This window comes from Thauera sp. SWB20 (genome assembly GCF_000831325.1).
Classification (GTDB): domain Bacteria; phylum Pseudomonadota; class Gammaproteobacteria; order Burkholderiales; family Rhodocyclaceae; genus Thauera; species Thauera aminoaromatica.
The window spans coordinates 260,156-285,793 of record NZ_JTDM01000021.1 but is presented as its reverse complement, the minus strand read 5'-3'; the positions used below and the strand labels follow the sequence as shown (position 1 = coordinate 285,793).

General features: G+C 64.1%; 23 protein-coding genes. All 23 read right to left on the bottom strand.

All coding sequences use genetic code 11. From position 1 onward, the window contains the following. Positions 1-9: 9 nt before the first annotated feature. Entirely contained in the window at positions 10-759 is a 750-nt protein-coding gene (trbC, locus tag PO78_RS18725) for a type-F conjugative transfer system pilin assembly protein TrbC (protein ID WP_043745987.1), read from the bottom strand. Further along, entirely contained in the window at positions 746-1,771 is a 1,026-nt protein-coding gene (gene traU / locus PO78_RS18720; RefSeq protein ID WP_043745986.1) for a conjugal transfer pilus assembly protein TraU, read from the bottom strand. The genes trbC and traU overlap by 14 nt, the downstream gene beginning before the upstream one ends. Further along, entirely contained in the window at positions 1,768-2,400 is a 633-nt protein-coding gene (gene traW, locus PO78_RS18715) for a type-F conjugative transfer system protein TraW (protein WP_043745984.1), read from the bottom strand. Before traW ends, traU begins: the two co-directional genes overlap by 4 nt. After that, positions 2,397-2,798 (bottom strand): hypothetical protein, encoded by a 402-nt coding sequence (locus PO78_RS18710; protein ID WP_043745982.1) that lies wholly within the window; start codon positions 2,796-2,798, stop codon positions 2,397-2,399. The genes traW and PO78_RS18710 overlap by 4 nt, the downstream gene beginning before the upstream one ends. Positions 2,799-2,809: 11 nt before the next feature. After that, a complete protein-coding gene (traF, locus tag PO78_RS18705) occupies positions 2,810-3,400 on the bottom strand; it encodes a conjugative transfer signal peptidase TraF (RefSeq protein WP_043745979.1) in 591 nt (196 codons plus the stop codon). After that, positions 3,397-3,777, bottom strand: coding sequence for a hypothetical protein (locus PO78_RS18700; RefSeq protein ID WP_043745976.1), 381 nt, complete (start codon positions 3,775-3,777; stop codon positions 3,397-3,399). Before PO78_RS18700 ends, traF begins: the two co-directional genes overlap by 4 nt. Further along, positions 3,774-6,335, bottom strand: coding sequence for a type IV secretion system protein TraC (gene traC / locus PO78_RS18695; RefSeq protein WP_043745975.1), 2,562 nt, complete (start codon positions 6,333-6,335; stop codon positions 3,774-3,776). The genes PO78_RS18700 and traC overlap by 4 nt, the downstream gene beginning before the upstream one ends. 7 nt (positions 6,336-6,342) lie before the next feature. Continuing rightward, on the bottom strand, positions 6,343-6,942 hold the full coding sequence (gene traV / locus PO78_RS18690) for a type IV conjugative transfer system lipoprotein TraV (protein WP_043745972.1): 600 nt from the start codon (positions 6,940-6,942) through the stop codon (positions 6,343-6,345). Next, positions 6,939-7,742, bottom strand: a complete 804-nt coding sequence (locus PO78_RS18685; RefSeq protein ID WP_043745970.1) for a DsbC family protein — start codon at positions 7,740-7,742, stop codon at positions 6,939-6,941. The genes traV and PO78_RS18685 overlap by 4 nt, the downstream gene beginning before the upstream one ends. Continuing rightward, entirely contained in the window at positions 7,729-9,090 is a 1,362-nt protein-coding gene (locus tag PO78_RS18680; protein WP_043745966.1) for a TrbI/VirB10 family protein, read from the bottom strand. Before PO78_RS18680 ends, PO78_RS18685 begins: the two co-directional genes overlap by 14 nt. Continuing rightward, positions 9,087-9,911: a type-F conjugative transfer system secretin TraK gene (locus tag PO78_RS18675; protein WP_231570762.1), complete on the bottom strand. Its 825-nt coding sequence runs from the start codon at positions 9,909-9,911 to the stop codon at positions 9,087-9,089. The genes PO78_RS18680 and PO78_RS18675 overlap by 4 nt, the downstream gene beginning before the upstream one ends. Before the next feature lie 34 nt (positions 9,912-9,945). Further along, entirely contained in the window at positions 9,946-10,512 is a 567-nt protein-coding gene (gene traE / locus PO78_RS18670; RefSeq protein WP_043745960.1) for a type IV conjugative transfer system protein TraE, read from the bottom strand. 15 nt (positions 10,513-10,527) lie between these two features. Beyond that, on the bottom strand, positions 10,528-10,827 hold the full coding sequence (traL, locus tag PO78_RS18665; RefSeq protein ID WP_041646594.1) for a type IV conjugative transfer system protein TraL: 300 nt from the start codon (positions 10,825-10,827) through the stop codon (positions 10,528-10,530). Between the two features lie 28 nt (positions 10,828-10,855). Next, positions 10,856-11,206, bottom strand: coding sequence for a hypothetical protein (locus PO78_RS18660; protein WP_043745943.1), 351 nt, complete (start codon positions 11,204-11,206; stop codon positions 10,856-10,858). Between the two features lie 133 nt (positions 11,207-11,339). Beyond that, positions 11,340-12,020, bottom strand: coding sequence for an OmpA family protein (locus PO78_RS18655; RefSeq protein WP_043745940.1), 681 nt, complete (start codon positions 12,018-12,020; stop codon positions 11,340-11,342). After that, on the bottom strand, positions 12,017-12,553 hold the full coding sequence (locus PO78_RS18650) for a lytic transglycosylase domain-containing protein (RefSeq protein ID WP_043745938.1): 537 nt from the start codon (positions 12,551-12,553) through the stop codon (positions 12,017-12,019). Before PO78_RS18650 ends, PO78_RS18655 begins: the two co-directional genes overlap by 4 nt. A gap of 189 nt (positions 12,554-12,742) precedes the next feature. Next, complete coding sequence (locus tag PO78_RS18645; RefSeq protein ID WP_231570761.1) at positions 12,743-13,408, bottom strand: hypothetical protein; 666 nt, start codon at positions 13,406-13,408, stop codon at positions 12,743-12,745. 451 nt (positions 13,409-13,859) lie between these two features. Further along, positions 13,860-17,042 (bottom strand): SNF2-related protein, encoded by a 3,183-nt coding sequence (locus PO78_RS18640; protein ID WP_043745932.1) that lies wholly within the window; start codon positions 17,040-17,042, stop codon positions 13,860-13,862. A 79-nt stretch (positions 17,043-17,121) separates the two neighbouring features. Then, positions 17,122-20,601 carry a DUF1156 domain-containing protein gene (locus tag PO78_RS18635; protein ID WP_082047906.1) on the bottom strand — a complete coding sequence of 1,160 codons (3,480 nt, stop codon included), beginning with the start codon at positions 20,599-20,601 and terminating at the stop codon, positions 17,122-17,124. Between the two features lie 12 nt (positions 20,602-20,613). Then, complete coding sequence (locus PO78_RS23000) at positions 20,614-21,186, bottom strand: DUF7680 family protein (protein ID WP_156147852.1); 573 nt, start codon at positions 21,184-21,186, stop codon at positions 20,614-20,616. Next, a complete protein-coding gene (locus PO78_RS18625; RefSeq protein WP_043745923.1) occupies positions 21,186-24,965 on the bottom strand; it encodes a DUF499 domain-containing protein in 3,780 nt (1,259 codons plus the stop codon). Before PO78_RS18625 ends, PO78_RS23000 begins: the two co-directional genes overlap by 1 nt. Positions 24,966-24,973: 8 nt before the next feature. After that, the gene (locus PO78_RS18620) at positions 24,974-25,153 is read right to left on the bottom strand and encodes a DUF6079 family protein (RefSeq protein WP_043745920.1); all 180 of its coding nucleotides are present in this window, start codon (positions 25,151-25,153) and stop codon (positions 24,974-24,976) included. A gap of 18 nt (positions 25,154-25,171) precedes the next feature. Further along, positions 25,172-25,630, bottom strand: a complete 459-nt coding sequence (brxF, locus tag PO78_RS18615) for a BREX-3 system P-loop-containing protein BrxF (protein WP_043745917.1) — start codon at positions 25,628-25,630, stop codon at positions 25,172-25,174. Positions 25,631-25,638: the final 8 nt, after the last annotated feature.

The following is a 25,638-nucleotide window of genomic DNA, read 5'->3' as shown; positions in this document are numbered from 1 at the left end:
CTCTGCCTCCTATCCCCGAATCCGCTTCAGGAAGATGTCGGCTGCCGGGCCGAACCCGGGTGCCGACCGCTGCATGTATTCCAGCGCGTAGTCCAAGCTCACGTCGCCGGAGGTCCGCAGGAAGATCTCGGACGGCGCGCAGCTGCCACCGGCGCAGGGGACCGGTCGGGCGTCATCGCGCACCAGCACGAAGGTCGGGACCCGGGTGACGGCATAGCGGTCGAAGGCCTGCGGATCGATTTGCACCGCCACTTGCCGGTCGCCGATGAGGCGCTGCACCTGGACGACGGTGGTGCGCAGCGACCCGTCGGTGAAGCCCCGGAGGACGATGGAAGCCTGGGCGCGTGCGGCCTGGTCGATGAGGCGCTGCAGCGTAGGCTGCGGCATGGAGAGGCTGACGAACACCAGGAGTCCCGGCCCGGACGCCAGTCCCTCTGCTCGACTCATCTCCTGCGCTTGCGATGCATAGCCCCGCGCGAGGGCTTCGAGGTCGATCGGGGCACGGGCCGCTGGCGTCGGCAGTGCGTCGATGTGGGGCGGGGCCGGCACCGGCGCGGCTTGCAGTTCGGCGTCGCTCGGCATGCGATGTCGCTGCCGCACCTGCTCGATATCCTGATCGGAGATCGTCGGCTGTTCGCGGCGGACCCGTTCGATGTCCGCGTCGGTGACGAGCGGCGGGTTCTGCGCAAGGGTCTGGGCGCTCGCCGCCAGCACAACAGCGAAGGCGAGGGCAGGAAGGACGGGATTAGAAGCCGACACAGCAGTTCCTTTTGCGAAACAACATGAAGGCGAAGTCCTCGCCGCGCACGGGGTATTCCTTGCCGGCACCCCAGAGCACTGTGGTGCGGCCGAAGGGCTGGCAGCAACGGCCGGCCTCCTTCGCGGTGTTGGGGATCGGGTAGGTGAGCTGGGTCTTGTAGGCGGTCTTGTCCATGACCGGCTCGAAGTACGGTCCGCACAGGCCGGGCGTCCCGTGCCAGCCCCAGGCGATCAGTTCGCGGTGCATCTTTGCGGTCAGGCGCTGGGCCATCAGCGCGGCGGTGCGCACGCCCCCCAGGTGGTAGGGCACGTGGCCGTCGAGCGGATAAATGCCACCCTGGCAGCCGGCGCACCAGAAGAGCTCCTTGAGGCCGAAGCCCACCGAGGCGGCGACGCAGTCGGCCGCGCAAGCGGCGATGGCGACCGGATTGGCGAAGAGCACGGCGTCCGGGTTGAGGATCAGGGTGAGCTCGTCGTCATTCCACAGCGGGTCGACCTCGGTGAGGTAGGCGAGGTCGAAAGAGCCCTTCTCCAGGCAGGGGAAGTCCGTGACCACTTCTAGCCAGTACATCACCGGGTTCACGTAGAAGTGCGCCTGGTAGAAGCTGCCGCCGTCGCCATCGCCTTCCGGGCGGGTGAAGCGCGCGGCCTCCGGCGCCGGGATGCCCGGGTCGAGATCGACGCCGCCCAAGGAAACGAGGCAGAAGGGCTTTCGCACCGCTTCGACGTGCCGTGCGGGCTCCCAGAAGCCGATGGAGAGCCCAATGGTCGGATTGACGCCGCAACTGCAGACGGGACTGGACGGGTTGTCGGTGTCTTCCTGGTCGCCGAAGTTGGCGACGCGTGCGGCGCCGATGCTGATGGGCAGGATGCAGGACCAGCAGATGTCGGTGATCGGGTTGGGGAACTTGCCCGTGCAGGTGGCCGCGCCGGCGGCCCGGGCCGGCAGGGTGGCGAGGCCGAGGAGCAGCGCCAGCACGAAGGGCAGCATGGGTAGACGTCGCCGGGTCATCGCGCGAGCTCCAGTTCGTCGATCCGCAGCCGCAGTCCCTCCTGGGAGACCAGGGCCGGCACCTGGGCGATGCCCAGGCGGCGCGTGAGCAGGCCGTGCTGGTCGTAGTAGATCGGAATGCGCCAGGACTTCATCAACTCCAGATAGGAACCGCCCACCAGGATCGGCTTGATGCGTCCGTGGTACGACACCATCAGCTGGCGCGCCCGGCCGACCTGACGCGGGTCGCGGGCGTCGAAGAACAGCAGGTACCGGGACAGCGACACCACCTCCAGCGGGTTCTTGCGCGTACCGGCGGCAAACAACAGCTCGCCCTGGGGGCCGAGGAGGTTGCGATCGAGGGTGAAGCTCGGGTCGACGTAGTAGGTCCGCGCGGTTTCGGCGGCGTGCAGGCCCGCTACCGGCGGCGGGTGCTTCACAGACTCGATGCCGCGGTCCCGGGCTTGCTCTACCAGCCGCTGGAGTTCGCCGCTGCGTTCCATGTCCCGCAAGCGCCGCTCGATCATCTGCAGCAGGTGGGGTTCGCTGATCTCGTAGGTCGGGCCGATGACATCCAGCTCCACGGCGAACGCGGTAGGCGCAAGGAGGCTCAGACCCGCCGCGACGACGAGCATCTTGAGTGCGGTCATGGCGTGCTCCCGCCCGGGCAGCGCACCTGCTGGGCCCATTGGGCTTCTCCCACCGCATCCCGCAGGTGGCTGGCACGGATCAGCCCCAGCAGCACGGGATCGCCGCCGCCCTGGGAAAGGGCACGGCGCAACTCGCTGGTGCGCATGGGGCGGCCGCAACGCCGCTGGAATGCCGCCAGGTAAGCCCGGGCACCGGTTTCAGCGGCGGGGGCGATCCGCTGCAGCAAGCCCAGATAATCGTCGAGAGGTATCTCGTCGGCGTGGACATCCGATTTCGGTAGTGCTCCGCGCGCCGGACTGGTTTGTCCCCAGACCGGCATAGCGGCGGAGGTGGTGGCCAGGACGACGGCGACGAGCCGGGGGGCGAGTCGCGACATCAGTGCGGTGCGATGCTTCATGCCCGCCTCCATCAGTACAGCGGCACCGCGCGGCCGATCACCTGGTCGGTGCGAACCAGGCCGCTCGCGGCGTAGCGCGAATCGAAGGAGTCGGAGCTGGTGCCCTGCACGTAGAAGTAGCCGGGCGGGATGATCGTGGGCGCGATCGGTGCCAGCGGGCGCCGGTCGTGGGCGTGGGTCTTGGCCACCCCGACCGGCACTCCGTTGATGGCGACGACGCGCCCCTGCACCGTGACCGCATCACCGGGCAGTCCGCGGACGATCTTGAAGAAGGGCTGGCCCCGCAAGCCGGGGTAGTCGGCCTGCGCGCGGCCGTCGAAGGCGAACACCACGTAGTCGCCGCGATGCAGTTCTCCGGGATCCTGAACCAGCAGTGCGATCCGGTAGGGCAAGCTGGGCGTCCAGTTGAACAGCACGGGCAGCCGCGGCGTCGCATCGACGAAAAGCCGCACATAGGCGAGGCCCCAGATCGCGAAGACCGGCAGGTAGAGATACCAGCGCCTATGCATATGGCGCAGGAAGTCGGCGAAATCGTCGAGGGCACGCCGCCCGAGGGAGCGGGGCGGGACTTGAGGTGCCACCGGGGAGATCGGCTCTTTCATGGGGCTTCCACCTTTCTGCGCAGTTGGGCGGTCAGGTCGACGGTGTTCGGCGTCGGTCCGGCGACGGCCGTCTTGAGGAGTACGAGGCAGCCGCATTCCCGCGGCAGCTCATCGAGGGCGGCCGGCAGGCGCTGGGCGAAGGTCTTCGCCATGGAAAGCGCCTTCTGCCGGTCTTCTTCCGAGGATGGCTGACTAAGCGTCTTGGTCAGGATCTGGGTGAACTCGGCTTCCTTGGCGCGGTACACCTCGGCCACATCGACCACCCCGATGACCAGGGCCGGCCGCAGCACCCAGCGGTCGTAGGCTGCGAGCGATGCGGCCACCACGACCAGCGTCACCAAGCCGTGGGCAAGCCAGTGGAGAACGGTCGCTTTCATACCGCGTGCCCCCGGCGCCGCAACAGTTCGCTGATCGCCTCATCGATCGAAAGGCCCTGGGCGCGCAATTCGTCGATGGGCGCGTTGTCTTCGAGCTTGTTGGAGAACAGCAGGTGGGTGGCCGGATCGAGGATGGCGCGGGCGACCCCTTCGCCCACCGGCGAGGAGATGTAGAGCTCGGAGAACACGCCGGCCTCGGTGCGCAGCGAGTTCAAGAGGCGCTTTTTCGGCTCGTCCATGGTGAGCCGGCCCTTGCGGTCGAGCATCTCGATGGACTCGGGTTTCTGGCGCAGCAGGAAGACCCAGTCCGAGCAATTAAAGGCGGCCTCCATCTGCGCCGAGCCGTAAAAGTCGTCGGCGCTTTGCGTCGCCGTGCCCAAGGCGCCGCCGTACTTGCGGGCGCGTCGGGCCGCCTCCTCGATCACGGCTGCCTTGACGGGATCGTCGGCGCCGATGTCCCCCAGCTGCTGCTTCAGCTCGTCGACGAACAGCACCTTGCGCCGGTTGCGGGTCAGATACATCTCGCCGGTGATCCGGTGCAGCAGCAGGATATTGACCACCGCATGGAGGTCGGGCCGGCGCTTCAGCTCCTCGTTCTCGATGACGATGAAGTCGTTGGAGAAATCGACGTTGTTTCGGCCCTCGAAGAAGCGCTCGTACTGCCCGCCGCGCGCATAGGGGTTGAGCATGATGGCGAGGTCTTTGATGCGCTGATCATTGACCACGCCGAGTTCCTCGATGGTCCCGCCCTTGAAGGCATCGCGCAGTCCCGTGATGCGCAGCCCGTTCCCGTATTCGCGCCAGAGCTTCAAGACCATCGCCGAGATCGCCTTGTACTGGACCTCTTCCAGCGCGTGCTGCATCGAGCACATCTTGGCGATGCCCGGCACCAGCATGTCGATGTCTTCATTGATGTCGACGATGTGGGTGAAGGGGTCGAGGCAGATGTCGACGTCCGGGCGGAACTCGATGTAGGTGCCCTGGGCCTTGCGGCACAGCTTCTCGAAGGAGCGCCCGAGGTCGAGCATCCAGACCTTGGCGCCGATGGCGCGGTAGGACCACGCCATCTCGTTCATCAGCACCGACTTGCCCGAGCCGGGAGCGCCGATGATGGCGAAGTTGTAGTTGCCCAGGTCGTTGTCGAAGATGTCCAGAGTCATCAACTGGCCGCGGCGGCCGCCGAAGACCAAGGCCGGGGTGCGCGTGCCGCGCCACTCGGCGATCAGCGGCGCCATGTGGATGGCGTTGGCCATCGTCTTGCGCGTGACCCGGCGCATCTTCACCAGGTCCTTGTGGAACTTCTCCGTCAGCGTCATGGGGAGGCTGGCCAGCAGCGCCTGGCGGTGCATGTAGGCGTCGGCGTTGAGTTGGAAGCCGCGGCCGCGCCAGATGGCGTTAGCGGCTTCGTGGGCGGCGACCGCTTTGTCTGGGGCGGTGAAGAGCGCCAGTTGGTGGTAGAGGCTCACGAGGCTGCCGCCGGTGTCGATGGCATCCGCCGCGGCGGTCCAGTCGTCCAATTTCTTTTTCACGTCGGGCATGACGTCGGCCATCTTGGACTTGGCGTTCTGCGTCGCCCGCACATGGTTGGCGGTCACCACCGACTTGGTGACGTTGGGGTCGAGCACATGCACGCCCAGCGTCAGCAGGAAGGGCGCGCTGTACTGCAGCGCCGGTTGCATCAGGTCGCCGATGAGGGAACCCATCTGCCAGAGCGCGAAGCGTTCCGGGAAGCTCTTGATCGAGTAGAAGCGTGCCTCCAGCACCTCGGAGATCGCTTCCTTCCACAAGGTGAGGCCGCCCGGGTGCGGGTCCTGGATGGTGTCGAAGTCCACGATCTGGTCGCGCAGCTCGCGCCCGTCGTCGTAGTGCAGGTCGGGGGCGTCGGTCTGCGAGATGCGGTCCGGATTGGTGAAGAGGGCGCACCAGTTGATCAGGTCGGCTGCGTCGCAGACACGGTTCGGGAGGGAGGCCGAGCGCAGCGTCGAGGACATCGAGTCGCGCAGCGCCATCAATTCGTCACGCCGGTTGAGGTCTTCTGCGTCGCCCGGGAAGGCGACGGAGAGCATCAGGCGAAAGTCCCGGATCGTGTAGTGGAAGCCCGCCGTGAGCGACTTCTGCGCGCCCTGCAGCAGGTGGCCGACGCGCTGGCGGGCGAGCTTCCTGAACAGGTTGCCGTTGCGGGCCGGGCGGCCCCAAGCTTTGGCCTGTTCGGCCTGGGTCGCATCCTCGACCCGCAGGTTGGCGTAGCGGCGCAAGGGCTCGCGCACCTGGGGCGAGGCGAAGAGGTGGAACTGGATGCCGGTGCCGGTCGGGCAGTTGGCGTAGAGCGAGACTAGGACTTCCGCCATGCGCTCGTCGGCCCCGGACTGGGGCATGAGTTCCAGCAGGAAGCCCATGCTGTCGCGATTGACGAAGATCTTCTCGGCGGCGAGGTAGGCGGAGTAGGGCAGCCAGTTGGCGAACTGCTCGGCTGGCGTCTCCACGGGCCGGCTGAAGGCGAAGCGCGGTGCCTCGGAGCGGCCGCGGGGTGTAGTAGTGTCGAGATGCGGGGTGCTCATGGAGTCCTCACTCTGCGCGGCTGGCGCCGGGTCCGGTGACGGTTGGCCGCTGCAGCAAGCTTGGCGCGGCCGGCGAGTTGCCTCCGGGGTTCGATTCGGTGGCGGTATCGGGAGCGGACTTAGTTGGCAAGTTCGGCGGCGGCTTCAGTGGTGCATAGGCGTCGCGGATCTGGCGCTGCATGTGGTCGATCAGCCATTGGCCGTTGTCGACCTGCACGTACACGTAACCCTGGTCGTACAGGTCACCGTCCGCGTCTTCCCAAGGCTTGATCCACAGGCGTAGGACGCGGGCCTGCGAGCGCAAGGGGCTGGGCGCCACGCCGGGACCGGCATCGCCGGCGGTTGCGGGGGCTGCGGCGCGCGTCGTCGCTTGGGGAGCCCGCTCGCCGGATTCTTCTTGCCGGGCAGCGGGGGAGCGCCGCGCGCGCTGGCTGGGCAGGTTGTGGTGAAGGGCGTTGGCATAGGTACCGGACACCGAGTCGCAGGCGACCCCTTCGGGCGCTTTGCAGGCGTACTTCGAGCCGCCACCCAGTCCCGACATGTTCATGCAGGCACCCAGGGGGAGGAGCAGGCAGGCCGTGACGATGCGCAGGATGAGGGTCTTCATGGCTGCCGCTCCGGGATGCCGGCCTGGGCGAGTCGCGCCTTCAGCACCGTGCGCCGCACGAAGCCTTCGGTACGCTCGCCATCTGCCCAGACCAGGGTGGGCGTGCCTTGCACGCCGAGGCGGCGGGCCAACTCCAGGTTGCGGGCGATGGGGTGGTCGCAGGCGGCGCCGGTGTTAAGCAGGGTCTCGTCGCCGTGGAGCATCAGGCGCTCCCAGGCCTGCTCACGATCGGCCGCGCACCACACCGCGATCGGTTTGGTCTCACCCTGGAAGGGAACGAGGAAGGTGTAGACGGTGACGTTGTCGAGGCTCGCCAACTCCGGCTCCAACTGCTGGCAGTAGGGGCAGTTGGGATCGCTGAAGACGGCAAGTCGGCGCTCACCCTTGCCGCGCACCGTCTTGATCGCATCGGCCAGCGGCAACTGGTCGAAGGCAATCGGCGGGATTGGCGTTTGCACGTCGGCAGAGTCTGCCGGGCTGCCGGTGCGCGCGGCCTGCGCCAGCTTCGGGCCGGTGAGGTCCCGCAGGGTCTCGGTGTCGAACAGCCGGCCGAACAGGAAATAGCGCGGGGCGCTCGCCGGGACGTAGGCGACGTTGCCGTCCATCCAGACCTCAAAAAGGCCGGCTACCGGGGAGCGCGTGACCTCGGTGAAGCGCGTGCCGGGATGGGCCTTCTGCAAGGCGGCCAGGAGGCGGGATTCGTCGGACGTCGCGGCGTGCGCCGGCGGGAATGCGCCCGCGAACGCCGTGACCAGCGCGATCGCCGCGAGGCGGCCGCGCACGGCTTCAGTAGTTGCCATCGTCGGAGGTCTCCAGGTAGCGGGTTTCGGGAGAGGCTGGGAAGCGCGATGCCGGGGCGGCATTCGCGGCCATCGGCACGTCGATGCGCACGCCCTTGGTGATCACCACGTCGATCTCGCGGCCGGCATCGACCTCGATGACCGGGAAGGTGTTCTCGGCGAGCTTGATGTAGTACTGAGCCAGGCGGTCCAGCGCCTTGCCGACCCCGGTGCCGAGGCCGGCACGGTAGGCTTCGGCACCGGTGGCGCTGGCGACAGTGCCCAGCGCCGAGGTGCTGTATTCAGTCGATGAGGTGGCCAAGCCCTGGCCGATCCCGCTCACCACGCCGGCCAGCAGCGCATTGGCAAGCATCTGCCCCTGCTTGGTGACCAGGCGCCCGCGCATGCCGACCTTGCCGTCCTCGCCATAGACGCTGCCCTGGATCTTCACTTCCAGCGTGGCGCCGTCGGCCCGCACGCAGGACAGGCTCTCGGTGCGCAGATAGGCGCGCTCGGAGCTGATGTCGCCGTAGCCGGCCGCGATCACGAAGCACTCGCGGTATTCGCCGCGGAAGCGATTCGGTAGCACGCTGTTGTCCGAGAGGCGGATCAGCACCGGGTGGGGGTTGGCCTGGGACTGGCCGCCGGTGGGCGCATCGAGCCCGCCCAACAAGGTGCCGCGCGTGAAACTCACCGGCAGGAAGGTGGAGAGGGTAGGTGGCGTCCGCGCCCCGGCGCCCGACGCCAGGGCCGTTTCAGTGTTCGATGTCCCTCTAGAACCAGTGTTGGTCCGGGATCGATCGCCCAGGGAGATGCGGGTGATCGTGGGTATGGCTGGCGCGATCACGGGTGGGGGCAGGTTCCCCGGGACGCCGGGAGGCATCGCGCCCGCCGATACTGCCTTGGGCGGTGGTGGCGCCGGCGGCATGGAGGTCGGCGGATCTGCCGGCTTCGGAGGAGCCGGTGTGGCGGCGGCCTGTTGGGCCGAGGTGAGCCGTTGTTCCAACTGCGCGAACCGCTGCAGGGTCTTCGCCTCGAAGGCCTGGCGGTCCTTGTTGAGCCGTGCCTGCTCTTCGCGTTCGGCTTCGTACTGGGCGAGCTTGCGTCCTGCCGTGCCGACCCATTGGTCCACCGGATTGACCTGGCCGCCGGGCGGCATCACGCCGAGGTTGGTGACGGTGGCGGGTTGCCCGGCGGCGGTGCGGGCCTCGCCGTTCCTGGCGCTGGAGCCGGTGACGGCGAAGATCAGCCAGAGGACCCCGACGCCGCCGGCGACGATGGCCCCCAGCATCGCGTACTGGCGCCGCTTGGGCGACAGGCGTTCCAACAGGGCGCGCAGGGCGTGGGCGGGTTGGCGCGGCGCGTTCATCGCCCACCCCCGCGCCGGATCACGTAAACGCTGGTGCTTTCGCCGGGGCGCAGGTTGTGGTGCTCGATGGCGATTCCGGCGACCTCGCCGCCGTCGCGATCAAACTCCTGCTCAGCCACCACCATGGGTTCGGTGCCGACGTTCTGCAGCAGGAACTTCTCGCCGATGAGACCGCGCCCCTCGTACTGGCGTACCAAGGAGAAGCGCACTTCCGTCCAAAGCAGGATCGTGCGGAGGGCTTCCTCCACCTGGATGTCTGGCGGCACGCGATCCGAGGCCATCGCCACCAGCAGGGCCTTCATCGCCCGGATGGGATTCGGCGACGGCCCGGCCGCTGCTTGATTCGCCCCCGTCGCCCTGAACGCCTTGGGCGTCTTGTCGCGAATGACGATGGTGTCGGCCGGCGTGTCGGCGCGGCGCAGCAGCAGCGTGTAGGTGGCGCCGGCCGACGAGACGAACAGGTTGATCGGCTTGGCCGAGTCACCCACCGGGCGGATATAGACCTCGCCCTTGTCGTGGTCGCACTCCAGCACGATCTCGCCGCCCGGATTCACCGTCGGCAGGCCGGCCCCAGGCGCTGTGGCGCCGGGATTCGTGGGCAGCGCAGGAGACGGGCCGCAGTTGTTCGACAGAATGTTGCCGAACACGTCGGTGATCGGTGCGTTCTCGATGCGGATGCGCGTCGGCTCCTTGATCGAGAGGATGGCTTCGACCGAAACGCCGTCGCTGGCCTCGACGAGCTGCAGGGCATGGGCGGGCGCTGCCAGGATCACCGCGGCGACCGTAGCAATCGCCGACAATGCCTGTTCGATGCGCTGCACTGGTAGCGGTGTCGTGGCTGGATTACTTGCTGAACTATTTGCTCGCATAGGGCACCTCCTTGAAGGCCTTCAGGTGCATGCGCGCGCCGGCATAGCTGAACTCGATGAGGTAGGCCTTGAGCTCGTTGGCCGTCTCGAAGCCGTTGACCAGGGTGCGCAGGCGCCCGCGGATGACGACGCTTTGCGCCGCTTCGCTGGGGACGAGTTGCTGGGGCGCGAATACGGTGGCGGCGTTGATGCGCTTCAGGCGCTCGGCTTCCACTTCCTGCCGAGTCTTGAGCGGGCCGTACTGCTCGGGCTCGACGTAGCCCAACAGGACGTCCTTCTTCCAGTCGATCGACGCCGGCGTTACGTCGAGGATCAGCCAGGCGATGAAGCTGCCCATCTGCTCGAGATATTCGTGGCTGGCCTGGTCGCGGGTGACCCAGAAGGTCTGGTTGAGGGCGGGCGGCACGACGACCGTGCGCACCGTTCCCAACAGATTGAGGATGACCACCAGGGCGACGATCTGGCCGGCAGCCAGCACGCCGACAGCCAGGCCGAGGCCGCGATTGCGGCGCCGCATCTCCTTGATGTCGCCGTTGAGCCGTTCGAAGTCCATGGGCGTTCTCCGGGCTCAACCGACCATGCGGCGCAGGTGCGAGGGCGGGGTGGCCCGCATCGCGGTCAGGGGGCTCGCGGGCAGATGCCAGTACAACCAGTGGATGGCGTAGGCCGGGTGCTTGTCCGCCTTCAGCCGCGAGATCCAGCGCGAGAGGAAGATGCCCGTCGCCAGGCAGATGGCGAAGGACATCCTCGTGCCGGACAGGTAGCCGACGAAGAACATGAGAACGACCGGCGCCGCGACATCGACGTCCCAGAAGCCGATCTTCCACTGGTCGTCCAGACGGCGGGGAATGTAGGTGTCGGTGCGCATGCCGGTTTCCCAGGGCTCGAGGCAGGCGTCAGACCACCGCGCCCATGATCGCGCCGGCGATCACGAGGCCGACGGCGGCGAAGATGGCGAGGCCGACGTAGAACAGGACGGGCCCGAAGTTGCGCAGCGCGGACAGCGAAATCAGCGCGACGACGAAGCCGATGAAGCCGACCAGCGCCTTGATTCCCGGCCCCAGATCGGCGAGCTGGGTCAGGGCGGAGGTGAGCGGTCCGGTGATGCCGGTGAAGGCGACCAAGTCCAGGGCGTAGCCGGGGAAGGCGGCGCCGAGGCCGAGCACGATCGTCGCGAGCAGCATCGCGACGGTCATCGGCTTGCGCGGGGAAACGCGGGGGGAAGCGACGAGCACTGCAGTGTTCATGAAAACCTCCGGGAATGGATTGAGCGTTGAACGGGGTAGGGGAGACGGGTGGGCGCGTGAGGGCGCCGGCGGGTGGGAGCGCGAGCGCTCGACGGGTGAAGGAGTTCGAGATCGGCGAACGACCGGCACGACGTCATGGCTGGTCCTCCTCGTTCATCTGGAAGACCACCTCGACCCGGCGGTTCTGCGCGCGGCCGGCCAAGGTGTCGTTCGGTGCGATGAAGCAGCACGCGCCACGGGCGCGCAGGGTCAGCGTCGCGGCCAGCGCCGGATGCGTCCGGCGAAGGTGGTCGCGAACCGCGAGGGCGCGCGCCAGGGCGAGGTCCTGGTTGAATGCCAGCGGCCCCGTGCTATCGGTGCGGCCGATGATCGTGATGCGGCGCACTTGGAGCAGATCGTCCATGGCCGCATTCAGCTGGGAACGCGCGGCGCGGCTCAGCTTCGCGCTGCCCAGGGCGAACTGCACAATGACCGTGCGCGAGGACTGCGCCGTCGTCGCAGGAGCGTTCTGCACGGGGGCGGGCGCGACGGGTTCGGCCGGGGCGGGTGACGCGGCAGGGTCGATCGACTGCCTGGGCGCTTCGGTGGCCAGGGTCTTGGACGTGCGCATGGGGCACGCCGGGGTCACGCACTGCGCGAACACGGCGTCGCGGCCGAAGTCGAGTTGGGCCAGCCGTGCGGGTGCCGTCGCATGCCGTCCGGTTGCGGGATTGGCCGGTACCGGCGTGCGGAACAGGCTGCACGACGCTGCGACGGCCGTGCAGCAGCCGACAACCGCAAGCCAACCGGCGCGATGCAGAACGCGAGCCGTCATGGCGAGACCCTCACCGACATCAGGGCGGGCGCCGCCGCCGTCGATGCCACCAGCGTCCCCGAACGTCCGCCGCGCCGCGGGGGCAACTGTCGGTACACGCGCCAGGCATATTTGGCGCGGGCCTCGATGCAGCCCTTGCCCTTGAGTTGCGAGCAGGCCGCGTTGTAGGCGCCGACGGCATCCCACGTCGCGCCTCGCCGCGAAAAACTGTCCGCGAGTAGCCAGGCGCCGACATGGATGTTGGTGCAGGGCTCGAAGAGATCGGCTTCGCGGATTCCGTGACGGGATAGGGTCCGCAGGTGTCCGCTGTTGATCTGCATGAGCCCGATGTCGTAGGACCCGGTGCGGCGGACGTGTGAGCGGTTGACCGCCAGGGGATTCAGGTTCGATTCGACCCGGGCAATGGCATAGAGCAGGTCGGCCGAGATGCCGTAGCGCTGGGCAGCTTCCTCCCAGCAGGCCTGCGTCCCGGTGGGTGCGATTGCCAGGACGGCGAAGGCAGCCAGGGCAGCAAGATGCGGCAGTCTACGCATGGGTCACCTCTCCAAACGAAACCGGATCGGCCCGCCGGAAAGCGGGCAGCGTTGTCTGGGCCGTCGGCGGTGCGCAGACGGTCAGGGTCGGGTTTGGGTCAGTCCGGCGTTTAGCCGGGCGAGGTGAGCGAGCGGGTCAGGAACGGGAAGGTATGCCGATCAGGAACAACCGTTGAAGTGGGCGAAACCTCAACCGGGCGGCGCATCCCACCCGTGATTGGCTCTTTCGGCCATGTTGCGGCGCGCCCGCTGCAGAATGGCGTCACCTGACGGATCCGCTGTCCGGCATAGGGCGACGCAGGCCGTCGTCAGTTGGTCGAGTTGAAACTTGGGGTTGGGGTGTCGGTTGGCGGGGGAACGTTGTAGCTCCAACAGCAACTGGTACTGCCGCCGCCACATCGATTCACGGCGGCGCGGTGTCTGGGGAGATCGAAGAATGAGTTCGGTCCCGAGAAATTGGAAGATGCACGCAGACGGATCCTGGCGCGTGAAGACAAGCGAGACGCAGGAACTGATGAGATCCGGGAAGCGGAACGTTGGTGACACGTTCTTGTCGCTGCGCAGCAGCCCGTAGAGCCAGTCGTGTTCCTCGAGCCACAGTCGCGTTTCGACGATGTCCTGCCGATCGATTCTTAGTGACTCAGACTTGGCCTTGTCCGGATATTCCTTCGGCGTAGCGATGAGCATGATGTTGACCTCGGGTCGATGGCTGTCGATCGCTGCTGCAATCGTATGGCTCGAAGAGTAGGTCTTGCCGGCTGGGGAGTCTCCCTGGAATGAAGGTCTTCTGAAGGGGGTTTCGGTATCAGTGCGAGGTCGATGACCGCAGTCGACCGTTATGAAAGCGGTTTCCATACCGGCGCGCACAGACCCAGCAGTCGTGCCCGGATGTCAGAAGGCGACATCGCCAGGTCGACCGTCGCAAATCGGATGTTGTGCCCTTGGATCACAGCCGTTTCGTCCACTTCCTCGCGGATAGACGGATGCAAGCAAGCCGCTTGCCGAGTCAGCGAGGGCGTCACCGCGTCCCGCTTGTGATCGAAGATAGGCATAGATCTGGTAGACGTAGGCCGCTGCGCAGGGATTCTTCGATCAAGTCCCGGTGGCACCAGTATGTTCGTTAGACTCATCACAGTTTGTGCCCGCAAACGCCTCCAACCAGCTCACCAACAGTGGATCGCCCCAAGTCAATAAGCGAACCCCTTCGCCGCTGGTTGCTGTAATTTCCTCTTCGTCATCAGCAGATTTCGCCGTTGGAGGATGCCGATCGGCAAGCTCGCCGTTGAACGTCACAAGCAGCTCTTCGTCATCGAGAATGCCAAGCGGCGCCGGGGCTCCTTGCCACGTCAATCTGAAGCAGGCTCGGCGGCCGTCTGATTCCGTCGTCTGAGAACCGGGCTCCGGAATCGCCATGATCGACATCCCTGGCGGCACGTGCGTCAGACACCAAGCGGCAAGCTCCTCCTGCGAAACGCTGGCCTGCCTGGGGCTGATCAGACTGATCTATGGCCATCGTTTGAGTAAAGGCTTCGAGCGGCTGCATGCCGCTACCCGCGGTTCTCCGGGTGGCCTCGTCAAGTAACTGTTGCGCCTCATTCTGTTCCATTTCGCCGCGAGCTACCTTGCTCATAATGCGAGGCATCTCCGCGAGGATCGGCTGCAGCGGTCCGACGACCTCCTCAAATATCCGAATCCGGACCTTCAGGGTGAAGTAGGTATCCTCTTCGATCGTTCCACGGAAGTAGAGGTTGTAAATTCCAACTGTCTCAGATTCTTGCCCGATACGGTCGATCCGGCCGATGCGCTGCTCGACTCGCATGGGGTTCCATGGCAGATCGTAGTTCACAAGGGCAGAAAACTGCTGGAGATTCAAGCCTTCAGAGGCCGCATCGGTTCCCAGCAAAACATGAATAGCGCGATCATGGTCACTCTTCGAGCGAGCCTTGATTTCGGCCTTGTCGACCAATTTCCAAGTATTCGCGCTCGCATCCCACACCTCGCCACCTCGGCCCGAATAGCAGGCCATACGATCACCAAATCGAGCGACGAGCCGATCACGGATGAAGTCCAACGTATCGAGATACTGTGTAAAGACGATCACTCGGTGACCACCCGCCACCAAGGCCCTAAGGGTTTCGTCAAACCGTTGAAACTTGCTGTCGCTGTCCCAACGGTTGAGCGCGCGAATGTAGTCGTCCAGATACTTTCGCTCTTCATCAAGACTTTGGCGACGCGTTGGGTCCCCGTAGAGGCGCGTCAAACGTTGGCGTTCGCGATCAAAGGCTGCCTCGACTTCGGCAGCTTCATCTTCTTCCTCGCTCTCTGCCGAGACCAACTGGTGCTGGATCGCAGTAATGTCGTATTCGGACAACTTATCTTGGATGGCGCGAATCAAGTCCCGACGACGCTCCAGACTCAATCGAAATGCATGGAAACTGCTCGCAAGACGTTTCCGGAATACCGCCATCAGAAAGCCTACACCGCTGCGTTCATCAGGAGGAAAGTCCGCCAGGCGGTAGAACTGACGGCACATTTCATCGATGCGCAGGTATAGATGTTCTTCTTCGGCTGATGCAAAATCGACTGGAACGTCCTCGGGGCGGCGATAGGCGAGTTTGCTGACCATGCCCGCCGCCTGATAGGCCCGCAAGGTCGATCGCGTATGACGGAACATTAGCACGCCGAGTGGTGTCTGGCGCGCCAGAAAAGGGATCAGCGCCTCCGCCTGCAAGGCATTCAGTTGAGACAAGCGCATGGCCAAGTGGGTGGCGAACTCAGCGGTCGATTGATTTACCGACCGGACGAAGATCTCCCACTGGAAGCCCGACCAGTGCTGTTTCGGTGGTGCCGATTCATCTAGTGCCGGTGCCCCCTGACGAACAGCGATGCCCGCCATGCGAACAACCTTCTGTCGTATTGGAGGGCGGTTACCAAAGGTTCGTAAGTCTTCGAAAAATTGCTGAAAACCTGACGGCTGAACCCAGTCGCTCCATGCTTGACCCTCAAGGCCACACAGGCGCAGGAGGTCGAATACCTCGATCGGATCGAGTTGCATGGGCGTTGCGGTCAGTAGCCAGAGTGTCGGGCTGAGCTGGCGACGACGAATGTCTTGCAACAGGGAGAGGAGTTGGTTGGGCGCATCGTCCAGACCCGAGCGACGCGCCGCATGAGCCTCATCGACAATCACGAGATCCCACGGTGGTGCAGCCAGAACCTCTGCGCGCCGGTCCGAACGGGCGATAAGGTGGCGCGACGTGACGATGATTCCCGCTTCGGCGAGGGCGCTAGCTACTTCCCGTCGTCGACCTGCAACGTCATGCAATGCGCGCCCGTCGTAGAACCAGCCAGTAAGGGCCAGCTTCTCACGTAGTTCTTCCATCCACTGGCGCACAAGCGAGCGCGGAACAATCAGGAGTATGCGAGAAACCTGCCCTCGAAGCAGGAGCGTGCGCAGCGCAAGGCCACCCTCGATCGTCTTGCCAAGGCCAACTTCGTCGCAGAAAAGAAAGGAGCGCGGATACTCTTCGCTCGCTCGACGATAGACTCGGTCCTGATGTGGAAACGGTCGGAAGTGGGCACCGTCCGACCACAAGGGTGACAGTACCAAATGGGCATTTCCAGGGTGGCGAGGCGCCTCCAGATAGCGCCTGGCGGTGAGCCGATCCTCCTCACTCGGAATTACCGTCGCGGGCTCCAATGCGTCGCGAATTGGAGGACCGTCGCTCGGAGTGAATTCGAGCAAGCGTTCCTTTACTGCCCTGGGGAGCGGAAGCACCAGGAGCTGCGGATCGTCCCCGTCCCAGATGACCTTGAATTCCTGCTCTTCGGCGTCGATATCCTCGACGTCCTGTGCGGAGAACCAAGAACGCTTTACGTCGAACTTTTCCCGGTTGCGAGCCCAGGCCGCACCCGTTTCGTTAATTGATCCCTGAAACAAAATGCGCTGCCCCTCCCCGTCGTAGAGTACGCCGGATTTCGGGTGATACAGCGCGCCCTGACGTCCCGGCAGGTAGGGACGTCCGGAAGGATCGAGTGGTAGGGCCACACGGACTTCCAGCATGCCGGACGCGACCAGCCAAGCCAGCGTTCCCAAGCGATGGCGAGCAATCTGATCTGCCTCCGGCTTCCAGCCTTTGGGCAAGCCCAGTCGGACGCACTCATCGTCGCTAGGAGCAAAGCGATCCAGCAGTGAAGTCCCGAGGGATTCCGCCAAGGGCGCCTTGCCTCGACGGTAGGCATCGACGTCAGCCTCCGTCCAGGTTGCCCCGGCGATTACTCGTATCGGCGGCTCCTTGGAGGATGGTTTGGCGTTCTGGATGAGGCCGGCCAGCCCTTCGGCCATCTGCACCAAGCCGGCTGAATCGAAGTAACCCGTCTGGCGATCATAACGCACAGCTCTTGAAAGCACGGGGATGAAAAACTCCCGCACCAAGGTACCCGCCTGGCCGGCATACCGGCGCTTGAGTCCAGTCAGCTCAACGAAACTCATCGTGCCATCCACCCTTACGCCAAGTTCACCGAAGGTTTCACATCAAGGCTGATCGAAAAAATGTCTCATCAGCAGGGGCTCAGATTTGCCAGGTCTTCAGTACCAGATCCCATGCCCGTCGCGCTTGAACTACAGCCTCGTGCCACGGGCCAGAGGGGCGAGTACCGAAAATGTGCTCCAACAAATGCAGGGTCACGGCGAATGCGCCGAAGAATTCCGGTTGCGCACCATAGCCGGAGGCGTTCAGCCAGCGGCGCACCGCTTCCGGCCCACGAGCGCCGATGTCCTCGACGCCTCCCATAAGGGCAATCGCATTCCATACCGCTGCAACGTGGAAGCCTGGGAAGACGCGTTCTTCCCACACGTCCGCTTCACGGGCTGCACGACCTCGCGGCAAATCAGCGCCGGCCAAGCGGCGCGACAGCAGCTTGAGATCGGTTTCCGCTGGTGGGCGAAGGATGAACAATTCCTTGTTCACGTGGAGCAAACCCATGCGTTTGAAATCGTCCGGATCAACGTTTAGGGATTTAGCAAGTTTGCGCACGTCGTCGCTCTGCGCCGTCTCGCCCTGGAAGGTGTCGAGCCACAGCCACAAGGCTTGTGAGTCGCGATCCGCATTGCTCGCTGCGAACCCCGCTGCCGCCTCGGAAAACTCCGCCTTGCCGGTCAGCTCGTCGAGAATCTGTTCGAGACGCCATTGCCCCACCGAGTGGTAGGATTCATTCAGCGCCACTTCCAGATCGACTTCCCGACCAGCAAAGTCGGTCACCGGCCAATTACGTGCCACCTCCCCGATCGCCGGTCCAAGCGCCGAGAGGTATAGGTCGGTACCCGAGAGACCCTGCCCCTGGAAGCGCTGAGCGGCGCCTCTGGCGAGTTGGGCCACGCGCGACTGCACCGAGGCCCAGTTTCCGGCCGCTTGTTCTCGATCCTCGCGTGGAACGCACATCAGCAGTACGGTACTTCGGGCGGCATCGAGGCCGCGGATGTTCAGGCTGGATTCTGCCTCGGTATGAATGGGGACTGAGCTGCGGATCTCGAAGCCGGCGCGGATCAGCGCCATACCCAGCGCCCGCCAAGCGTAAGTCTCCTTGTGGTTGAACATCACCACCATGCGCCCGGCCGGATGCAATAAGAGCCGCGCTCGGCGAAACACCTGGGCCATCTTGTCTTCGTAGAAGCGGTCGGCACGTTCTTTGGCAGTCGCTGGCCTCGCGCCAGCCGCCTCCGTCGCCAGAGCCTTGGCCTCTGTCACCTTTACTTTCAAGGCGCGCAGGCGCTTGAATTCGGCGTCGTAGCGCTGCTGCCACGCATTTTGTTCGGCCGCAGATTCGCGGGCCCAGCGAGCTGCATTGGCAACCGCCTCTCGATTGGACTCAGCTAGCGGTTCGCGGAAGAGATGGAAAAGGCCGGGTTCGTCCACCAATGCCCGCTTCAGCCAGACGTAGAAGAAGTTCGAAAGCTCGGAATACTGGACGTTGTTGTAATACGGCGGATCAACGCAGATCAGGTGGACCGTGCCGGGTGCCGGTGTCGAGAGTGCGGCGGCGTCCTCATTGGTCACAGTCGGGACGATAATTTCCGGTCGCAGTGAAAGGGACTGATGGACCGACTCGCCGTCTGCAGAACCCTCGCCGTTCTCTTCGACTTCATCATCCTCCGTTTCCACGGACTCTTGGTCGTTGCTCTCGCCGTCTCCGTCCCCGCCTTCATCGTCCCCGCCGTCTAGGTGCACCTCCCCACCATGGATCATCGCGGCGATTGATTCATAGGCATCCACTACCTGACTCACGCCCCACATCACCGTCTCCCGCGCACCTTCGAACTCGCAAAACGCCGGACGGAAAGCAAAGTCATGACGAGAAAAGGTCTGGGCAACCGTCTTACGACCGTAATGCCAGAAGGTATTGACGCTGTTGTAATTGACCACCTTCGAGAGGATGAAGGCGAGATAGACGATGACCGCCTCGGCTTCCTCCGGCGGCAAAGCCGTGCGCACTCGGCTCTGCGCGGCGCGAATCTCCTCCAGAATCACGCCATTGGTGAGCAACTGCCGCGGTAGGAACAGATCGCGCCAGCGGGTGAGCCCCATGTTGCGAGGTTCCTTGGTCTTGTCGCCTTCCGGAATTTCCTCGTCGGGCACCAGCCCTAGCGCCTGCCAGCGCGGAAGCAACCGCGCAAGCTCCGCCTCGGCCGCCGTAACGGCCGCTACGTCAGCCGCAGTCGGTGCGCGGAAGCGCCAGAGGTAACGGATCTTCTCCTCGCCGTTGCGGTAGGTCAGCTTCACCGGCACCTTCGAGCACACCGCATAAAGCTGCGCAGGCAGCCCTCCCTCATAAGAGCGGGCGGTCGTTTTGACCTCATCGCCGTCCATCACATTCGCGCAGCGCGGACAAATTGCCTTGCCGTCCTTGAAGGTAGGCGTCTCGCGCGGATGCCAGTGGGTGAAATCCGGCCTCGGCCAGCGGCAGGCCGACCATTCGGCGTGCTTGACAATGCGGAAGCTGCAGTCGTTACCTTCCTCGCGACTCGGCACTTCTGGAAATGCCGCGATGGACGCCTCAGGCTTGCCCTTCTTGGTTACGAGGTGGAAGTTGGTCGAAATGGGGATGTTGAGGTTGCACTTAGAGCACGGCACGACCCGAGCCCACATGTAGCAGTTCTTCGTCGAATCCCGATTCGCTGGCTCTCGCTTGACAATGGTCGCCGTACGAAATTGCGCTAGCGCGTTCTCCTGCTCATCCGCCCACCAGGTCGGCCCGGACTCGATGGGAAAGAAGGGCAGGAGGCGTTCGCGCACTCGTTGATCGATTTCCTTCGCGAAGGCTTCGATATTCGGGACCAGGTTGGTACCGAACCTTGCCGGATATTCCAAAGTGGCCTTGAGGACAAGGCTTGCAACCGGATTCAGGTCATTGGCGAAAACCTTGTAGCCGTGCCGTACGCCCTCCAAAGGAATCGCACCCCCGCCACCCATAAAATCCAGGACCGTCAGCGGCTCATCCAGGTCCAGGCCCAACATCTCTCTCGCCTTTTGATGGAGAGCCTTTAGGACTAGCGTACTCGGAGCGACCGTGAGCGCTGGTGGGTGCCGATATGTCCAGGACATTGGTAACAAGATGGGGCTGCTGCCGATCAGATAATCCTCGCGAGCGGCCATCCTGCGATATGCGCGGTGCGAATCCCCTTTGATGCCGAGCGCTCGCAGGAAACTGTCATGCTCTCTATTGAGTGCCGTCGGTCCCACCTCATCTAGCAGCCTCTTAAAGAAAGCTCGATGAGGCCGCAGCTTGGCGGGTAACTCATCCAACTCGCCAGCGATCGGTTCTTCGACTTTGGCCGGGAGCGCCTCCTCATCCAGCTTGGTGTCGTGCGGTAGAAGTGCCGCCAGAATAGCCGCCCGGCAGACCGTTGGCGGCCGCCGCGCCCACCAGATGTGCAGCCGATTCTGAGGAGGGCGCTGCCGAGCATTATTGTCGCGCTGACACTCGGCAGAAAGTGAGGCACAGGGCAGGCCGGCCTCGAGGAACGACGGTTTGGTCTTGCGATATTGGCTCATGGTGTTCCGAGCTTAATTGTCATTGGAATTCTGTTCGCGAACCGACTCGCCGCCAAACAGCTGCGGATGGGTCGGCTCCTCGCTCGAACGCTTCTTCTTGCGTGACTCATTGGCGTCATCGCTCGCTTCGTCGTATGCCAGCAGGACGCGCAAGGCCGCCCGACCGGCAGCCTGCCGATAACCATAGAAGCACAGCGTGAACCAGTACAAGACCACCTCAGAAGGCAGCGCATACAGCCCATCCCGGAACATGGTGCGCTGGCGCGACGTCACCAGCCAGCGGGCGCTGGAAAACGCCAGCGCGAGGCGCATTCCGTCTTCGTGCTCGAGCCAACGCGGTTCGGATCGCGGACCGAACTCTTCAGAATCAATCGCTGCCGAATTGCCCGCCTGGTCGCTGCTACGTGCGAGATATGGCGTAGCCAGCTTGCGCAACCAGAGGATGGCCTCCGGGCTGGATGCCGAGCCCAAAATTCTGGCATCGACTTCTCGCAGGATGCGATGAGGCTGATCTGGAAAGAGATGCAGTTCCCAGATGTCGCCGCGCTTCGGCTCGTTTCGAACACGGAGTCTGAACCGCTCCATTAACTTCCCTCGCGTTTTCGAGCGGGAATCGCACGCAAGTGCAACATGCCCTGGTTCGCATTCATCACTGCTGTGCGGTAGGTGTCAAGGGCGGGATCGGCAAGTGGCACCGGCGGGTCGAAGGCGATTGCGACGCAGACAGTAACGTCCAGATCGCCGCTACGCTGGAACGGCCAGACTGGGGAAAGCATGGCGGCGACTTCCTCAAATCGGCCTTCAAAATTGAGGCTGACGCTTTCGCGCGTGCCATCCATGTCTCGCTGGCCGCTCGCCGACACCGAGGCGACGGTTTTGGCGTTGCTCGGGCGATCGGCCCAGGTGGCCCGCAGGGTATTGTCGAGCGCATCGCGGGCATTTACCGTCAGTTCCATGCGAGAGAGATGTACCGCCGGAAATGCACCGAGGGCGTCCCAAACGGCGGTCAATGCCTGCCGCGGCGTGTCGAAAGCATCGACGGGCTGGGGGCCTCGTCCTGGCCGAAGATTATCGAGTTGCCCAGCGAGTGGAGCCGCGAGGTCCACGAGCACGCAGTCAGTGCCAACCCAATAGGGGGCAGGCGGGTCTTGCGCCACATGGAAGGCTTCGTCGGCACCTTTCTTCCAGATACCCCAAATGCGCTGGGTCACCCCTTCGCGCACCACCTCTTGATATGCACCTCGACTAAGGCCCGGCCAGATACTGCGGGCATAGCGCTCGAGATCCTCGGTGCCGACTTGGTCGCCGCCTGCTGGCCAGCACTTGGCTTTCACTGCCGACGGCGTGATGGGAGTCTCGGAGTCTGGAGCACCGCCCTGCGCCCGCGGATAAATGCCGCCATCCAGCGCCGCGGCGTAGGCCCACAGCTCCGTGCTTTCATCGATGCGGGGCAGATTGGGCCATTCGCCCATCTCCTGAGCACCGATGGCGATGTTGGCGCCACGCAGATAGAGGATCCAGCGGTTTTCGCGAGCACCTTCCTGAAGCGCCTGCCATAGAACTGACCGTTCGGGTAATACCGGGAAATGCACGGACTGCTTGGCCGCCTCGGCGAGGTGCTGGGAATTGATGGTCCGCTTGTGTTCAGCACCTTCCCTCGGCCACAACTGTTGCCACACCGTTTCTGCAGTGAGACCGACAACCGGCATGATCCGGTCGTTGATCGCAGCCACCGGGTCATACAAGAATTGATTGGCGGCGATGACTGGCGATACGGCAGGAACACCATCCCTACCATAGACGCGCTTCTCAGCCTGATTGTAGTAGACCCACAGCCCATCCGGCTCTACGGCAAGCCCGGCGGTAAAGGTGGGCAAGAGATCGGTCTGGCGCAATACCATCGGCAGTTCCGGCTCACGCCGGATGCGCTCCCATATTTCCTCGGTTGAGAGCCGCTTTTCTCCGGACTTCCACAAAGGTTCCCGTTTGACGATGGCGGGTGCCAGCACGATTGGGCTCTCTGGCGTCGCCTCGGGGACGAGCTTCTGGTACTGCCGCAGACACTGCAGGATCGGTCGCTCTTCCACAGTCTCCCGAACATTCCGACGCGCTTGGCGGTGGCCATCCGGCACCTCGCCAAAGTCGACGCGATAGCATTCGAGGACGGGTCCGCCACCACCGCCTGCGAACAAATCATCGGCATCGCCGTGTCCTTTGGGAAAGGTGATGATGCGGTAGGCTTCGAGAAGCTTCGAGCGGACATTGAGTTCCTGGGGCCCGAGCTTTTCCAGCACTTCGCCGAGATCGCTCTCCAGTGCCAGAAACTCGGCGGGCACGCCGGTGGCTCCGCGCCGCGCTTGATCTCGCAATGCCCGGAAGTCGGCACCGGCAGCCTGCGCCATGGCCTTTTCCTCGTCCTCGATGTCCTTCCGGACACGCTCCCACGCGATCAGGCTGCGGACCGCATCCTTCAAGCCAGCGACTCGGGACGATTCCGCGAGCAGGAAGAGCAGGTTGTTGCGGTAACGACGGGGGCTTTCGTTGACGCCGGTAGTCGAGAACAGCCTGCGCACGAAATTGAGCCGGTCGCCGCCGCCAACGGCTCCGCACTCCTTGTCGTAATGGATGACAGCCAGCCGGATGCGATCGGCCTGGTCGCCGATTGCCGTGTGATCCTGCGGGAAGAGTACGATCTGAAGGTCACGAAACCCGCTGAAGACGTCTTCAACCCATTGGTCGAGGGTTTCACGAATCTCGCCCGGGTGGGATTGCAGTTCGCCGAGTCGTTCCTGATAGCGCTTGTTGATTGAGGCTCGGGTGCGGAACAGGTAGTGATCGCCCTCTCGCCGCATATACCAGGCACGTTTCTCCGTCTGCTCCAGGGCTGCGGGAACATATTGCAGGTCAGTGCCTGGGCGACCAAGGGCAAGCGTAACCTCCGCGGGCAGGAGTCCCCGCGAGCCTTCCGGCAGACTATGGAGGAAGACGACCTGAGCCGATTCGGTCGCCGCTTTCCACGGCCACCCCGTCTCGACAACGTTGGCATGCGTTCCACCTTCGGGGCGCATGACGTCGACCTCGAGTCCGCGCTCAAAAGCGCCGCGTCCAAGACGGGCAAGCACCTCATCACGGATTTCGCTGCGATTGAGATCGACGTGTTGCGGCTGGAGGAGCGGCGTCCCCTTCAACTGGCGCTTGTTGGCCCAAACCGCGGCGACAGTGCGCGCCACGAGGCGAAGTGCTCCACGCGTTGCCTGGAACTCGGGAATGTCGGCCAGGCGCTCGGCGAACAGCCGGATGAATTCTGGATGGAAGGGATAACCGACGCGGATCTGCTCCGCATAGTTTGCTTCAAACGCACGGTTATCGATGGGCGCGCCGGCCTCACGTTGCTCCTCGTAGTACGCAACGAATGCTTGAGCAACACTTGTCGCAACGCCCGAATCGACTTTGTCGAAAAGGCGTCGAGCCAGCACCGCGGCTCTTTCGGTTGACTGTGTAGGCGTCAGGTTGCGCGCTTGCCGTGCCGAGGATTGCTCCATTTCGTTCACCACCTCCAAAACGGTAGGTAGGTGCTGTTTGAGCTCGGAAGTCAAGCGGCGGTTGGCGTCCTTTTCGGAAGGCAGCGTGAGAATGACTACAGTCTCGGGGCGCCGCGATGCAACGCTGAAGAGAGTCTGGAAGAAGGTCGGCCATTGACCATTGACTCGGCTACGCGGCTGGTCTTCAGGCAGTGCCGCACACTTCGCCATATACAAGACCAACTCGTCGATAAGAATCAGTCGTGGCCCTTCACCAAGGGATTTTTCAAGCGCTTCGCGGGACGGTGCGATGCCCGCAATGTCGTTTTCCTTGATTTGCTCGTAGCCGGCAAGCCCCCCCGCCATGAGGGCAATCTGGCCCCACGGCGTATAGGCGACTGCCTGCCGACCTTCGATGCTCAGTGCAACGCCGCGCAGAGGGTCGGAGTTTTCTCCGACAAATGCGGCGATCCCGGCCGAACCGGGCATAGGGAACGAGCGAATGCCCCAATCAGACAGGCGTTGCGCCAGGTCGCTACCGTGCTTGGCTACGTGAGTGGCGCCGATCAGACTGTGGGTCTTGCCGCCACCAAAGCCGGTTTCCAGACGGAACACGGGATTGCCACCCTCAACGCCGGCGAGACGTTCTGCAACGTCGCGCAGCAACAGCTTGAGGTTGTCGGTCGGATAGGTGCCCGCAAAAAAGCGCTCCGGGTCCAGGTAGTCCTGATGTGCGCGGCCGGTCAAAACATCCCAGAGATCGGCAGCGAAGATGGCGTCTGGAAGGGTCCCCGCCAAGATCTCGGCTCTCGGCGTGCACGTTTCAAAAATCGAAGGCAGCATACCCGTCGTTACACCCTGTCGTTCTTGTTGTCGGACGAATCGTCCCTGGCTCCTCCCGAGCGGACCCATTCATCCGCCTCGGATAACTTGAACTTCCATGGCCGCCCGATCTCGTCCGGCCGGTTGGCGTCGAGCAGCTGAATGACCGATTCGATCGGTTCGAATTGAATGAGATCGCCGTAGCGCATGCGTTCCTTTCCTCCCCGTTACTGAATTTCGAAGGGCACCAGACCGTCGATGCTGTAGTCCTGATGCTCCGGATGTCCCATTTCGGCGTAGATCAGCCGTCCCTCACGCAACTGACCGGGCCAGACCGCCACCACCCGACGTGCCCGAGCAAGTTGCTTCAGCAGGTCGAGCGGATCCAGCCGCAGGCTACGGTCGAACAGCAGCTCGATGTTGTCCAGCAGCACCACGCCGTGAGCCGCATGCCTGTCTGCGAGCTCCCGCAATGCCTCGGGAACAGCCAATGCACGTTGCTTGAAAGGGGGTGCGGCCAATCGCGCGCCCAACTCGCTGCCGATGTTCATCACCGTCGAGGCGCGACGTTGAGCGAGCTCATGCAGTAAGGAGGACTTGCTCATCCCGCCTTCTGCGATCAGCAACACCAATTTGCTTTGCAGTGCTTCGACCTCGTCGACGATGCGATCCAACTGTTCGACCACGCCGTCTC